The 13,834-nt window shown below is 62.9% G+C and carries 10 protein-coding genes; 4 read left to right on the top strand and 6 right to left on the bottom strand.

Annotated elements, in window-relative coordinates:
- Positions 1-5: 5 nt before the first annotated feature.
- The 5 genes from LQ788_RS08130 to LQ788_RS08110 form a co-directional block, all read right to left on the bottom strand.
- A complete protein-coding gene (locus LQ788_RS08130) occupies positions 6-1,523 on the bottom strand; it encodes an NCS1 family nucleobase:cation symporter-1 (protein WP_394801332.1) in 1,518 nt (505 codons plus the stop codon).
- Between the two features lie 231 nt (positions 1,524-1,754).
- Complete coding sequence (locus LQ788_RS08125; protein ID WP_231446582.1) at positions 1,755-3,290, bottom strand: MFS transporter; 1,536 nt, start codon at positions 3,288-3,290, stop codon at positions 1,755-1,757.
- Between the two features lie 89 nt (positions 3,291-3,379).
- Positions 3,380-4,645 carry an MFS transporter gene (locus LQ788_RS08120; protein ID WP_231446580.1) on the bottom strand — a complete coding sequence of 422 codons (1,266 nt, stop codon included), beginning with the start codon at positions 4,643-4,645 and terminating at the stop codon, positions 3,380-3,382.
- Between the two features lie 176 nt (positions 4,646-4,821).
- A complete protein-coding gene (locus LQ788_RS08115; protein WP_231446578.1) occupies positions 4,822-6,201 on the bottom strand; it encodes an LLM class flavin-dependent oxidoreductase in 1,380 nt (459 codons plus the stop codon).
- A 51-nt stretch (positions 6,202-6,252) separates the two neighbouring features.
- The gene (locus LQ788_RS08110; RefSeq protein WP_231446577.1) at positions 6,253-7,593 is read right to left on the bottom strand and encodes an MFS transporter; all 1,341 of its coding nucleotides are present in this window, start codon (positions 7,591-7,593) and stop codon (positions 6,253-6,255) included.
- 290 nt (positions 7,594-7,883) lie between these two features.
- Here LQ788_RS08110 and LQ788_RS08105 point away from each other — a divergent pair, with 290 nt between their 5' ends.
- From LQ788_RS08105 to LQ788_RS08095, 3 genes are all read left to right on the top strand, one after another.
- On the top strand, positions 7,884-8,420 hold the full coding sequence (locus tag LQ788_RS08105) for a flavin reductase family protein (RefSeq protein WP_231446575.1): 537 nt from the start codon (positions 7,884-7,886) through the stop codon (positions 8,418-8,420).
- Positions 8,421-8,483: 63 nt separating this feature from the next.
- On the top strand, positions 8,484-9,596 hold the full coding sequence (locus LQ788_RS08100; RefSeq protein WP_231446573.1) for an Rv2578c family radical SAM protein: 1,113 nt from the start codon (positions 8,484-8,486) through the stop codon (positions 9,594-9,596).
- A gap of 79 nt (positions 9,597-9,675) precedes the next feature.
- Positions 9,676-10,440 carry a DsbA family oxidoreductase gene (locus LQ788_RS08095; protein WP_231446571.1) on the top strand — a complete coding sequence of 255 codons (765 nt, stop codon included), beginning with the start codon at positions 9,676-9,678 and terminating at the stop codon, positions 10,438-10,440.
- Between the two features lie 40 nt (positions 10,441-10,480).
- Here the strand turns inward: LQ788_RS08095 and LQ788_RS08090 are convergent, their stop codons facing one another.
- Entirely contained in the window at positions 10,481-11,137 is a 657-nt protein-coding gene (locus tag LQ788_RS08090; RefSeq protein ID WP_231446568.1) for a TetR/AcrR family transcriptional regulator, read from the bottom strand.
- A gap of 202 nt (positions 11,138-11,339) precedes the next feature.
- On the opposite strand from LQ788_RS08090, the gene LQ788_RS08085 reads away from it, so the two are divergent.
- Complete coding sequence (locus LQ788_RS08085; RefSeq protein ID WP_231446566.1) at positions 11,340-13,820, top strand: ABC transporter permease; 2,481 nt, start codon at positions 11,340-11,342, stop codon at positions 13,818-13,820.
- The last annotated feature ends 14 nt before the right edge of the window (positions 13,821-13,834 follow it).

Below are 13,834 nucleotides of genomic sequence, written 5' to 3'. Positions count from 1 at the left end.
CTCAATCAGTGTGTGGTGGGAACGGCGATCTCTTCGCCGTCGACCTCGCGGAAGGTGAAGTTCCGGCGGGCGATGATGAAGTAGATGATGGCCGCGATGCCAGCTCCGCTGAACCAGGAGAATTCGGAGAGTCCTGCGAACGCCGGGACCAGAGCGAAGACGAGTGAGATGACGGAGGCGGGGATGAAGGCACCGATGGCGCGCCAGTTCACTCCGCGGTGGTAGAAGTACTCACCGTCGCCCGCCTCTGTGTAGAGCTGCGGAACGTTGACCTTCGTCTTCCGGATCACCCAGTAGTCGACCATGATGACCCCGAACAGGGGTCCCAGCAGGGCGCCGAGCCCGCCCAGGAAGTAGACGATGACGACGGGTGAGTCGTAGAGGTTCCACGGCAGGATGACGAAGCCGATGACCGCGCTGATGATCGCTGCGCTGCGGAAGTTGAGGTGGCGCGGGAACATATTCGTCAGCGCGTAGGTCGGGGCGACGAAGTTCGCCATGAGATTGACCGCAACCGTGAGGATGAGCAATGCAAGGGAAGCCAGCGCCAAGAGGATCGGGTTGCCGATGGTCTGCACGATATCGGCCGGTGAGGTGATGACCGTGCCGTCGATCTTGTACTGGGCGCCGGCCAGCGAGATCACGACGAGGCCGAAGACGAGCATGTTGATCGGGATGCCCCAGAAGTTGCCGACGACGATCGACCCCTTCTTCTTCGCGGCGCGGGTGAAGTCGGAGAAGTTGAGGACAAAGGTGCCGTAGATCGCGACCCACAGGGACCCGCCGCCGAGGATATGCATCCACATCGGCCACCCCGACAGGGCGTCCTCTCTGGCCCAGGAGATGGAGAAGTCAACGCGAGAGAGCATCCAGATGGCCAGTGAGACGAAGGTGACGAGAATGATCGGTCCGGCGATCGCCTCGTATTTTCGGATCATCTCCATGCCGTAGCTGACGATGATGACCTGGACGATCCACAGCAGAGTGAACGAGAACCAGCCCAGTCCGGAGAGTCCGAGGAACTCGGTGTCTGCCCACGACTGGAGACCGGGAATGAGGGTGATGAGTAGGACGTTGAGGACGCTGGAGGCCAAGTAAGTCTGGATGCCGAACCAGGCGATGGCCACGATTCCGCGCACAGATGCCGCCAGCTGCGCGCCGTGGACGCCGAACGCGATGCGGCTCATCACCGGGTAGGGCACTCCCGTCTTGTGACCCATGAAGCCGGAGAGCGTGAGCAGGAAGAAGAGCAGTGCCGCGCCGACGAGCAGCGCCACGAGGATCTGCCACGCTCCCAGCCCCAGGGCGAAGAGTCCGAGAGCGAACCCGTAGTTGCCCAGCGAGTGGACGTCGTTGGCCCAGAGAGTGAAGACACTGTAGGCCGTCCAACTGCGCCCCTCCTTGCGACTGGGCGCCAGATCCGAGTTGTAGAACCGGGGACTGATGCGATGCGCGGCCAGCTGTTCGGGGCTCGGCCCCATCCAGGTAGGCGTGGAGTCGTGCGTGACCTCGGTCTTTGCCATGGGTGCCACTCAAATCTGCAAGGCACAGAGCTGGGATACCAAATTTGATATCACTGCGCTGTGACGGCGGGTTCTTTCGAACTCAGCGTAACCCCAGTCACAAGCCGTGCGCAATGACACATTCGCAATAGAGCCGCAGATAAGCTCTACTACAGCGATCGTGCGGGAGGCTCAGCCGCTGGTCACGGGCTCGAAGGTGACGGTTCTGCTCTCAGATTTTTGGCATACCATTTATTCGTCTTCGACGTCCTTGGCCGTCGGATCCCATTTGACGATGCCGACGGCGATGGCTCCGGCCAACGGTGCGCACGCAACGATCCAGAAGACACCGGTGCCCATCGAGCCGGCCAGGATCGGGAACATGATGAGGGAGACGATCGAGAACGCACGCAGCACGGACTGGTTGAATCCGATGCCGATTCCGCGCAGCCTCGTCGGGTAGGACAGGGTGGCGTAGTTCATCAGGTTGGCTCCGGGTCCGCCTGCCTGCGCGAAGACGAAGGCGGCGAGCATTGCCACCGACACCAAGACGAGAGCACCGGTGGGGATGCCGACGATGGCCAGCAGAGCCAGTGCCGCGGCCTGGATCGCGAAGCCGACGAGCGTGATGCGGCGGGTGCCGAATCGGTTGACGATCGTCATGCCCAAGAGGCCTCCGATGGCCCCGAAGCCGAGGTTGATGACGAGTGAGGCGATGATCGTGACCAGCGGAGTCTGGTGGAAGAGCGTCGTGATGATCAGCGGGGTGCCGTAGGCGACGGCGTTGTAGCCGAAGGTGGAGAACACGGACACGCAGAGCGCGACGATCGTGCGCACACGGTACTGCGGAGCGAAGAGTTCTGCGAACCCGCTCCACTTGCCTCCGCGCTTGGGTGCTTGCGGCTGAGGTGTTTGCGACGTGAGTGCTTGCGGTGTGAGTGCTTCGTTCGCGAGCGTATCCGCCGACTCCGAGGTGCTGCGTTTCGCATCGTCTGCAAGCCTGACATCAAGGTTGTGGTGTGAGCGCATGACGTCCACGGCCGCGCGCAGGTCGCCTTGATTGGCCAGCCATTCAGGTGATTCAGCGAGGTAGCGGCGACGGACGAGGAGCACGATGAGGGCGGGAACCGCGCCGAAGCCGACGACGATTCGCCACAGGATGGCGTGCTGGTCATAGGGCAGGCTGACGAAGATGATGAGGACGACGAGGTAGCCGATGCCGGTGGCGATGTACCAGGCAGGTGACCAGGCGTTGACGCGCTGGGAGCGGTTTCCCTTGCCCTTGAGCTTGGAGAACTCGGCGAGGAAGGCCATCGCCACCGGCAGGTCGAGGCCCACACCGATGCCCATGATGAACCGGAAGAAGATGAGGACCCATTCGTTGGGAGCCACGGCACAGCCGATTGCGGCGACGACGAAGAAGACCATGTCGGCCATGAACAGTTTGTAGCGCCCGAAGCGGTCGACGAGGTACCCGCCGAAGAGAGCGCCGATGACCGCTCCGACCATGATCGAGGCATTGACGAGCCCAGTCATGAAACCAGAGAGCCCGAACTGCTCCTTGATCGCGGTGATGCCGAAGGCCAGGGAGGAGAAGTCATAGGCGTCCATGAAGATCCCGCCGAGGGCGAGGATGATGACTGCCTTGGTCTTCGTGCCCTGGGATCCGAATTCGGCGAGGACCGAATGGATGTCGGAGGCGCTGCGGATGATCCGCGAAGACGATCCTCCGGTGCTGGTGGTCTCTGGTGCGTGCGCCGAGGTGCCGGCCGGTTCTGGACTATTCACAATCGCTCAGTATGGTCTGGGCACGCCCTCGCCCGTTCCCCCGGCCGTCACAAAATGTCACGGGCCGCCGGGTCGTCTGAGCTGTCCACCTACTCCAGTTCGATGCCGCGCTTCTCCGGGAGCAGGAACATGGCGAGGAACTGGATGAGGTAGATGGTCGGCAGCAGTGCCAAAGCGAAGGCGAATCCGAAGGAGTCCGCGAGCAGTGCGATGACCACGGGCGCGAGTCCGCCGAGGGCGCGGCCAATGTTGAAGACGACGTTCTGCGCCGTGGCACGCACCTGGGTGGGATACATCTCTGCCAGCAGGGCACCATGACCGCCGAGCATGCCGTTTGCGAACGCCCCCATGAAGAAGCCGCCGATGAGCAGTGCGGTCGGGTCGGTCATCTGACTGTAGACGAGGATCGAGACGATCGCCCCGGCCTGGAAGATCCAGAACGCCGGACGCCTGCCCAGTCGATCGGCGACCTGACCGAAGATGAGGATGCCGGCGAGCATTCCGATCACCGTCACCGCCGTCCACAGCGATCCCTTCGTCACACCGAGGTCCATCTTCTCGGACAGATAGTTGGGCAGCCAGGCGATGATGCCGAAGTACCCGAAGTTCTGCACCGTCGAGAGGACGGTGAGGGCGAAGGTGATCTTCACGGTCGCCTTGTCTTTGACCAGCGCACGGATCTTTGCGCCGAATGTCGGCAGCTCCGCTGAGCCTCCCGACTCCCCCGCTATCTGCCCCTGCTGTGACTTTATGAACTTATCCGGCTCCTCGACACCTCGGCGAATGACGAAGGCGAAGATCGCGGGGAAGAGACCGATGACGAACAGTGCCCGCCAACCCCACAGAGCGATCACCGGAGCGGACACGATCGCGGCGGCGAACACACCGATCTGGAACCCCACGCCCACCCATGAGGTGGCTCGGGCACGCTGGTTGGCCGGCACCGCCTCGGCGGCCAATGCCATGCCGATGCCGAACTCGCCGCCGATTCCGATGCCGGCGATGAACCGGTAGGCGGCCATGTCCCAGTATCCCTGCGCAATTGAGCTCAGTCCGGTGAACACGGCGAAGATGAGAACGGTCCAGGTCAGAACGCGGACGCGACCGTAGCGGTCGGCCAGCGATCCGAAGATGATGCCGCCGAGGACCGCTCCGAAGAGGGTGATCGTCGACAGTGATCCCGCTTCGACGTCGCTGAGTCCGAAGGTGGCGATGATCCCGCCGAGGGCGAAGCTGAGGATGAGCAGATCGAAGCCGTCGAGCCCGTATCCGACAGCTGCGGCGAAGAGCGCCTTACGTTTGTAGGCGGGCGCCGAGGTGGTCTCGGCAGTGGTCTTGGGCGTCGCTGCGCTCATGCGGGATCCTCAGGTGATCGGCGGATCGGAAAATGGCCGCAGACCATTATCCACCAGAAGTGGCCGGCAGATGAACTCGCAGGTCAATCACGAGACAACATCTACCGGCCACTTTGTCGAGATTGTCCGCGCGGGCTTCCCCGTTCGGACGAACTCATAGATTTACAAGTTCAGGCTCACACCAAGGCGTCGGCGCCCAACCGGAATCCGGCTCCCTTGTGATCATCAGCCAGGCGAGGTCCCTTACCGGTGAGCTGCTCACGGACCGTGGCACCTTCGACGGGTTCGGGCAGGAGGCCGCGACGGCGCAGTTCGGGCGAGACATACTTCGTGAACCGTTCGGCGTCGGCAGGGCGGACGGCCGCGGCGATGTTGAAGCCGTCGATGTCGGCCTCGTCCATCCAACGTTCGAACTCGTCGGCGATCGTCGCGGGAGCACCGGTGATGACCGGCCCACGTCCGCCGATGGCGACGAACTCGGCGAGGTCGCGGATGGTCCAGGTCTTGTCACCGGCCATCGTGGTGAATGAGGCGAGCGCGGACTGGTTCGCGTCGGTGGCCACGTATTCCAGCGGGTCCTCGGGCTTGGCACCGGAGAGGTCGACGCCGGTCCAGCCGCCGAAGAGGGAGAGCGCGGATTCGGTGTCGACGTAGCGCGTGTAGTCGGCGAGCCTGGCATCTGCGGCTTCGTCGGTGTCGTCGACGACGACGGTGGCGAGCGCGAAGATCTTCACGCTGTCGCGGGCTCGTCCGCGTTCTTCGAGTCCGTCGCGGACCTTGTCGACCCAGGTGCGCAGGATCTCTGGAGTAGGTCCGGAGAAGAAGATCGCCTCGGCGTGGTCGAGGGCGAATTCCTGCCCGCGCTTGGAGGCACCAGCCTGGAACAGCAGCGGGGTTCCCTGCGGGCCGGGCACGGCGAGCGCCTGTCCTGGGACGGTGAAGAACTTGCCCTCGTGGTTGATGTCGCGGACCTGATCGGGGTCGACGAAGACGTTGGCCTCGGCGTCGGCGCGAAGTGCCTCAGGCGTAATGGAGCCTTCGAAGAGCTTGTACATGATGTCCATGTACTCATCGGCCCGGTCATAGCGTTCATCGTGTGGGATCTGGCCTTCGAGTCCCAGGTTGCGGGCCGCGGAGTCCACGTAGCTGGTGACGATGTTCCAGGCCACGCGGCCGCTGGTGAAGTGATCGAGGGTCGTCAGCGTCCGGGCCAGCAGGTAGGGCTGTTCGTAGGTCACCGAGGCGGTCACGCCGAATCCCAGTGTCTTCGTCACCGCTGCCATGGCGGGCACCGCCACCAGTGGGTCGAGGAGGGGGAACTGGACTCCCCCACGGTTGGTGACATCGGCATTGCCTCCGTAGACGTCATAGACGCCGAGGATGTCGGCGAGGAAGAGGGAGGAGAATCCTCCTTCCTCGAGGGTCTTGGCCAGATCGGTCCAGAAGCTCAGTTGGGTGAATTCCTCGACTCGTGATTCGGGGTGGCGCCACAGGCCAGGTGACTGGTGGACCGGTGTCATCATGTCGAAGGCGTTGAGAATGATCGGTTTCGTCATCGTGTGTCTCTTTCCTTGTCGGTGTCAGGTTTGTGTCAGTCGCGTACGAGCTCAGTCGACCGCGCGAGCGCTGATCGCCAGCTCCCGGACGGGGTCCTTCGCCTCCAGTGCCGCGATGAGGGAGAGCAGGCACAGCAGTGTGAGGTAGCCGCAGATCAGCCAGGGCGAATGGCCGCCGACGACGTAGAGCAGGGCTGCGACCATCGGCATGATTCCGCCGCCGATGACTGTGCCCAGCTGGTAGCCCATGTTCACGCCCGAGTAGCGGATCTCGATGGGGAACTGCTCGGCGAACCAGGCTGCCTGGGGTCCGTAGATGGCGTCGTGGGCGAGGTTCATGCCCAGGATGACGACGATGGGCAGGAACGCCAGTGGGCCGGCGTCGAGGAAGGCGAAGAAGATCCACCCGAAGGCGGCCACTCCGATGATGCCGCCGATGGTCACGCGCTTGCGGCCGACCTTGTCCGAGATCCATCCCCACAGCGGCCCGGTGAACAGACCGATGGCGGAGGCTATCATCACGGCAGTGACGCCGGCGGTCGAGTCGTCGCGGTTCTCGGCCAGGTAGCTGAGCATGTAGACGGTGATGAGGTAGAAGACGCTGTTCTGTGCCAGGCGCAGGCCGATCGTGACCAGGAGGACGCGTGGGTGCTTGGTCAGGACGTCGCGCAGGGGTGCCTTGGCGACGTTGCCGGAGTCCTTGAGTTCCTGGAATTCCGGGGCGTCGGAGACGCCGAGGCGGATCCAGAGTCCCAATGCCACGAGCAGTGCCGAGGCCAGGAACGGAATGCGCCAGCCGAAGGATTCGAACTGCTCCGGAGTGAGCAGGGTCTGTACGGAGAAGAAGGCGCTGGTGGCCAGCAGCATGCCCGCGGCGGATCCGATCTGTGTGAAGGATCCGAACAGGCCGCGTTTGCGTGGAGGCGCGTGTTCGACTGACAGCAGTGCCGATCCTCCCCATTCTGCTCCGGCGGAGAGTCCCTGGACGATGCGCAGGACGACCAGTGCGGCAGCAGCCCACCAGCCGATGGCGTTGAAGTTCGGCACCAGGCCGATGAGCGTCGAGGCGATGCCCATGGACAGCAGGGAGACGACGAGCAGCGCCTTGCGTCCGACTCGGTCACCCAGATGCCCGGCGATGATGCCGCCCAGTGGTCGGGCGAAGAACCCGACGGCGAGGCTGGCGAAGGCGGCCAAGCTGCTGCCGAGTTCGCTGCCGCTGGGGAAGAACTGGACGTTGAAGATGAGTGCGGCGGCCGTGCCGTAGAGGTAGAAGTCGTACCACTCGATAGTGGTGCCGGCGAAGGCCGAGGCGAGGACTCTCTTCTTCCCGTCCAGGAATCGCCGAGGTGGGTCCGGGGTGATCGTCTCCACTGCGGAGGTCTGTGACATGGGGTTCTCCCTCATCGACGTGGTCAGGGTGTCTCTTCAGAGCCTGGTGCTTCATCAGTGTCTGAGTTTCGTTGAGCAATCTAGGGACTCTGTGGCGGTTCATGTCGCCGCTGCGTCACTGTTGGACTTTGATCGTCATATTGGGACGCACGAAGACTCACAGGTGTCACATCGGGATGCACTTGTCGGCAATATCTGTGATGATCGCTTGAGATCACCAAGGCATTGTTGAGCGGACGATCTCAGCAGTCACAGCCGCTCAACAGCCCATTACCGCCGGAGGCAAGTTCATGACGACGATCGCACGAGCCGCAGCCGTGTCACCGGATGCTCTGCGTGAGACCTTCTCCCATTTCCCCCAGGCCGTTGCACTCATCGGCGCCGAAGTCGACGGCACGCCCCTCGGACTGGTTGCCTCAACGGTGACCGCAGGAGTCTCACTCGACCCACCCTTGATCAGCGTTGCTGTGCAGACCACTTCGAGCACGTGGCCACTGCTGCGGTCGGCACCCGCCCTGGGAGTTTCCCTCCTCGGCGCCCATCAGTCGCTCTTGGTCAGGCAACTGGCTTCCAAGGATCGCGCCTCGCGTTTCTCTGGGATCGATCCCGCGATCACTACCGATGGCGCGCTGACCATCCCTGGCAGTCCCGCCCACCTGTGGACGCGCCTCTACAACGAGGTCGAGGCCGGCGACCACACCGTCGCACTGCTTGAGATCCTTGACACCAACAGCCTGGCGAGCGCAGATGTCCGGACCGATGACCCATCGAACACCGATGCACTCGTCTTCCATCGCAGCGAGTTCAAGGGCATGACAGCCTCCTAGACCACATCATCTGCCACCTCGAGCACCCTTGACTCGCACTCGAACACGTGTTCGAATGTAGTCATGAGGTGGAATCAGCAGAGCACGCTTACCCCGTCGCCTGGCGCACAGACTGGCACTGCGTCGGCTGCAAAGTCGCACGCCGCTCCCCCACCCGCCGAACTCTTCGGCATCAAAGGCCTGGTCCGCAGTGTTCGCACGCCGGAATTCGCGGGCGTCACCTTCCACGAAGTGCTCGCGAAGTCGGCCCTGAACAAGGTTCCCGCGGCCAGTTCGATGCCTTTCACATGGACGATCAACCCCTACCGCGGCTGCTCTCATGCCTGCGTCTACTGCTTCGCCCGCAATACCCACCGCTACCTCGATCTGGATTCCGGTCAGGACTTCGACAGGCAGGTCATCGTCAAGGTCAACACCCCCGAAGTCCTCACCGCCGAGGTGGCAAAGCCGAAGTGGGCACGTGAGCTGGTGGCCCTGGGTACGAACACGGATCCCTACCAGCGCGCCGAGGGACGCTACTCTCTCATGCCGGGCATCATCACTGCCTTGGCCGAGCACGGAACTCCGATGTCTGTGTTAACGAAGGGCACGCTGCTGCGCCGCGACCTGCCCCTGCTCGCCCGTGCCAAGGAGGACGTCGATGTCGAGATCAGCATGTCGATCGCCGTCTTTGACGACGCTCTCCAGCAGACGATCGAACCAGGCACACCGACGACGACAGCACGCCTGGCAACGGTAAGAGCGGCCGCGAACCTCGGCTTCAACGTCACGGTCTTCCTTATGCCGGTGATGCCGAAGCTCACTGACTCCATGGACCATCTTGATGCTGCGCTCAGTGCCATCAAGGAGGCCGGCGCGAGCCGAGTGGTTTATGGTGCTCTGCATCTGCGGCCTGGGGCCCGCGAGTGGTTCTTCGAATGGCTCGAACGTGAGCATCCCGAGCTGCTCCCCCGTTACCGCCGCATGTATGCGAAGTCCTCCTATGCGTCGAAGGAGTACCGCGCCTGGCTGAGCCGGCGCATCAATCCGCTCATCGACGCCTACGACCTGCGCGGCTCCGCCGACGATGACTACCCGATGACGAAGCGCGGAGACCGGACGCGGTCCGGGGCCGCCGCTTCGACCGCAGCTCAAGCCGCAAGCCTGACTCCCCCGCCGCAGGAAGCTCTGTTCTGATTCGAACCCGCCTGGCCAGCGCTCGATCCAGCACCCAACCCCGGGGAATAACCCGTCTCACACGCGGGTTCTAGCTGTCATGAGGATTGAAATCTGGTCGGACATCGCCTGCCCCTGGTGCTTCATCGGAAAACGTCGCTTCGAGACCGCTCTGGACGGCTTCGCACACAAGGACGACGTCGAGGTCGAATGGCGCAGCTATCAGCTCGACCCGAGCCTGCCCGAGCACTACGCGGGAACCGAGACCGAATACCTCAGCCAAGCCAAGGGTATGCCCGCCGAACAGGTTCGACAGATGTTCGATCACGTCACCGCGCAGGCCGCCGGCGAGGGCCTGAACTATGACTTCGACTCCATCGTCGTGGCCAACAGCTTCACCGCTCACCGCTTCCTCCACCTGGCCAAGTCACACGGGGTCATGAACCAAGCCAAGGAGGCCCTGCTGTCCGGTCACTTCGAGCACGGCCGCAATATCGGAGACGTCGAGTATCTCGCTGAGGTGGCGCAAGCTGTTGGCATCGACGCCGACGAGGCCCGTCGCGTCCTCTCCACCGACGAGTACACCGCCGAGGTGAAGGCCGACATCGCCGAGGCTCAGGCGCTGGGTGCCAATGGGGTTCCGTTCTTCGTCATCGACCGCAAATACGGAATCTCCGGTGCCCAACCACCCGAGGCATTCACGCAGGCGCTTGAGACCGCCTGGGGAGAAAGCCAGAAGCTCACAGTCCTCGCCGGTGGAGATTCCGGTTCAGGCAGCACCACCTCGGACGGAACCACCTCAGGAAAGGGCGGAGACGAGGCCTTTCGCGATGGTGCAGTGTGCGGCCCCGAAGGCTGCGACTGAGTCAGTCCTGCGAGGACGCTCAGCCCCTCAGAGACTCCTGTCAGAGGTACGGCATCGAGGGATAGCGGATCGCTCCGTCCGGTGATGTCACGGGACCCGCAATCATGCCTGCGGCGGCATCGATGAGAAACCGTCCCACCTGCTCCCAGTCGCCCTTGTGGGTCCCCTCATTCATCCTCACCTCTTGGTCCGAACACGCGCTGGTGACCATGTGGGCCAGCAGATAGGCCCGGCCGCGCAAGACGCCTTCGGGAATGCCCTCCGCCTCGCCGTGAATGAATCTCAAGCCCTCCGGCAGGGAAGACTCAGCCACCACGGCCTTCATGATCTCGACGGCCGAGGGCACGATCCCCACCTGCGCGAGAAACTGTGCACGCCAGCTGGGCCGCGGCAGTTCGGCGAGAACGTCGAACAGCGGACCCATTCTGCAACGGACGAAATCATGAATGCTCGGAGTCTCACTCAGGCCGGCGACGTAATCGTCCCTGCGGAGGGACATTTCGGCGACATGACGCTCCACGAGTGCTCGCAGCAGACCATCTCGACCTCCGAAGTGGTAAGAGATCGCGGAATGATTCGCCGCCCCGGCATGGTCGACGATGCGGCGATTCGACACCGCATCGATTCCGTGGATGGCGAAGAGCTCCTCTGCGGAGTTGAGCAGCACCTCGCGCGCTCTGTCACTCTGGCTTCCCATAGTCCCTATTCTTTCATTCTCACACCACTCACGATGCGGACTCGCTGTCGCGTTATCAGCGACCTGACCACCTCGGCGAGCATCGCCCTCACCTTGGCAAATCCATGTCGATTTCACAATTCTAAGTCACGTGTCTTAAAGTAGTCGAGTTCATGGTGGTCAACGGTGATCACTCGACTTCCGATCCATCAGGAGGACGACAGTGGCCACACCACCACCGCAGCTCACCCGCCGAGAGGCCCGTGAGCATGAATCACACGACACCAAGCACGATCACGACCACGACTACGAGCAAGGCCACGACCAGGCTTCGGAGTCGACGGACGAGCCGCACACCACCGATGCCAAGGCAGAGGCCGCTGCCGCCAAACGCGCCAAGGCAGAGCTGATCGGTCGGACGGCAGCGATCTTCATCATGCCGCTCATCATGGTGGGCATGATGATCACGGGCTACCTCGGCACCATGCACTCCCCCTCGGCCAATGACATGCCTGTCGTCGTGGCCGGTTCGGACTCGAACGCCGCGGACACGAAGTTCACGCTCGACGGTGCCGAACCAGATGCCCTCGACATCGACACCGTCGAGGACGCCCACACCGCGCGTGAGATGGTCTTTGATCGCGAAGCCTCGGCAGCGGTCGTCATCAAGGGCGACAAGGCCATGCTCTACACCGCGGGTGGTGCAGGAGTACAACAGCAGACGACGGTCACCGGCCTCGTCATGCCCGCTCTGCAGGAGGAAGGACTCGACGTTGAGACCGAGGACATTGCGTCCCTGCCAGACGACGATCCTTCTGGACTCGGAGCGATGTTCCTCATGACTGCCATCGTCATGGCTGGATACCTGCCCTTCAGCGTGCTGCGCTCGAACTCGCCCGAACTGCTGAAGTTCAAACGCATCGTGCCCATCCTCGGAGCGTGGGCCGCGGCGATCGCCGGCCTGGTCTGGACGGTCGCCTGCCCGATTCTGGACATCGTCGATGTCAAGGACACGGTCGCCGTTCTCGGCGTCGCCTGGTTGGGCGTGTTCGCGATCTCCTGCGTCCAGCTGTTCATCACCAGAATCGTCGGTGCCATGGGAGTGATCGTCGGCATCTTCTTCCTCATGGTCCTCGGCATGCCTTCGTCAAACCTGTCCTACCCCGTGTACACGATGCCTGCGCTCTACCGCTTTACGCACGAGATTCTGCCGATGCCCGCGATCGGCGAAGCACTGCGCTCCGTGCTGTACTTCGATGGCAAGGGTGTCACCGAGCACCTCCTCGTCCTGGCCATCGGCGCCGTCCTCGGTCTGCTGCTGACAAAGGCGTATGATTTCATCTCCCACCGGCGCAATCCGGATCCGAAGCCGCTGGATGTCAACATCCCGTCACTGCACGGTGGCCGGCGCCCGGATTCGAAGGTGTGGCGCTACATCTCACTCATCGTCTTCCCACTGGCCATGGTCACGATGATGCTCACCTTCATGCTCGGCGCGATGGGCTCGCCCACGCCCAAGGACATGCCTGTGACCGTGGTCGGCTCCTCGACCGAGCAGGCAAAGGACACGATCGCCGACCTTGAGAAGTCAATGGGCAAGGACATGTTCGACTTCACTGCCACGACGGACAAGGAAGAGGCACGAGCTCAGGTTGAGGATCGCGACGAGGTCGCAGCTCTCGTCCTGCCGACTCAGAAGAACGCCGAGTTCGGTCTCATTGCGAACGAGGCCGGGAACAACAGTGCCTACCAGGTCGTCAACCGCATCTTCGATCAGGTCGCCTCGGCGCAGGACATGGAGCTTGACGTCGACAATGTTGCGCCTCTGCCGGATCGGGACAAGAACGGCGTGGTCGTCATGTACGTGGCCATGGGCTGGATCCTGGCCGGGTTCATGGTCGTCATCGTCGGCGCGAACGCGAACCCGTGGAGCCGCCCGCTGAAGCGGATGATTCCTCTCACCGCTGTGTACGCACCGTTCATGTCGCTGGTCGTCACCCTCATTGCCGGCCCGATCACCGGGGCCGTCGACGGTCATTTCGCGCAGCTGTGGGGTGCCGGGATCATCGCGATCTTCTGCATCGCCATGTTCGCAATGGTCTTCGAAAGACTCATCGGCATGCTCGCGATCATTCCGGTCATCGGCACGCTCATGTTCGCCGGAATGCCCGCCTCGAACGGGGCGATCTCCGAGTACATGATCCCGTCGTTCTTCACCACGCTGCACGACTTCCTGCCGATGGCGGCCGCGGTGGAGACCATCCGTTCGATCATCTACTTCGACAGCGACGTGGTCACCGAGCATATGCAGGTCCTCGGACTCTGGGGCCTCGTGTCTCTGGCACTGGTGTTCCTCATCGACAGCATCAAGCCGCCGCGGACCGAGCATGACTTCGGCAATCTCCACCTCGAGCGCGAGCGGGAGCGGGACAAGCAGGCCCGGAAGCAGGCCAAAGCTCTCGAAGGCCCGAAGTCAGCACAGGGTTCTGCAGATGCGCGGGGTTTTGACGCATCGGACAGTGCAGAACCGGGTCAGACCGTGCAGTCGACGATCGTCGCCGACGATCCGAACGAGTATCACAGGCTCTCCCCCAGGCCGACGATGGCACCGACGACTGGTGATGGCATGAGCAATCGCCCCGCCGAGGGGGCCGATCGGTCCGAGTCATCCGATCAGCAGGAGTGGATCCCCTCCACAGTGTGATCGACAGTGTGTGA

Origin of the sequence: Brevibacterium zhoupengii (assembly GCF_021117425.1) — a bacterium.
GTDB lineage: Bacteria > Actinomycetota > Actinomycetes > Actinomycetales > Brevibacteriaceae > Brevibacterium > Brevibacterium zhoupengii.
Note: the sequence above shows the minus strand (reverse complement) of the source record. Positions and strands in the feature narration are given on the sequence as shown.